Annotated in this window: 1 protein-coding gene; it reads left to right on the top strand. The window is 39.5% G+C overall.

Going from position 1 to position 782, the window contains the following annotated elements; genetic code table 11:
• The first annotated feature begins 140 nt into the window (after positions 1–140).
• The gene (locus BW139_RS18150) at positions 141–560 is read left to right on the top strand and encodes a hypothetical protein (RefSeq protein ID WP_058559921.1); all 420 of its coding nucleotides are present in this window, start codon (positions 141–143) and stop codon (positions 558–560) included.
• The last annotated feature ends 222 nt before the right edge of the window (positions 561–782 follow it).

The following is a 782-nucleotide window of genomic DNA, read 5'->3' as shown; positions in this document are numbered from 1 at the left end:
GAGCCTCCAAAAAGCAAATTCCCATAGCATAAACAACACCAACTCTGACACACCGAGCAGGTAGCGGCTCAGTCCAACAAGCGATTATGCAACACAAACAGCGTGTCGCATAAATACTAAAATGTTAGGTGTACAAGCAGATGCAGCCCAGATTAGAGATCGAGTTTTTACGGAATGACCCTTCGAAAATATGGGTAAAGGCGTGCAATGAAACTTTCGCTGGAGAAACGGAGCAATATATAAATGCTCAAATGTTGGAAAAACTAGCTGAACAATTATCAGTTTTTCCTAAATCTAACTCAGATGAAGTAACCTTTGAAGTTGGTGACGCTGACTCAACTTATGGTCATTGTGAGCTTAAATTCCATTGCTTCGATTCTGCTGGTCATATGGCTGTATTAGTCTCTGTGTCAAATGACCGCGAATGTGTTGCAAAATTTACTGTTCAATTTGAAGCTTTATCATTGGATGCATTTGTATCCTCAATCAAAGTTTCTTTAAACTCGGGATCAGGTGTTTCAGAATTAATTGGTATAAAGCCGTATACGCAAAACGTGTAAGTACACCTAACAAGTCATTAAAGCAGGACAAAAAACAGTTGGTTTTTGCTCTTGCCTCCCTTATTTTAACCAACTATTTTTAGCCTCTTAATGAGGCGTTGGTATGACTCCCACTGTCAAGTTAAGCCACACTGATCCCTGCCTAACTTTTTAAGCCATAATTACTTCAGCTCGAATTAGAGCGAGTTAATACATAGGATGAAGCAAGTAATGTCGTCGGTT

The sequence above is a fragment of the Pseudoalteromonas sp. SK18 genome, assembly GCF_001974855.1.
GTDB lineage: Bacteria > Pseudomonadota > Gammaproteobacteria > Enterobacterales > Alteromonadaceae > Pseudoalteromonas.
The sequence above is the reverse complement of the archived record's forward strand: the minus strand, read 5'-3'. Positions and strand labels throughout refer to the sequence as shown.

Bases quoted from the DNA above. Each gene is read 5' to 3' on its own strand.
- BW139_RS18150 (WP_058559921.1), top strand. From the start codon at position 141: ATGCAGCCCAGATTAGAGATCGAGTTTTTACGGAATGACCCTTCGAAA.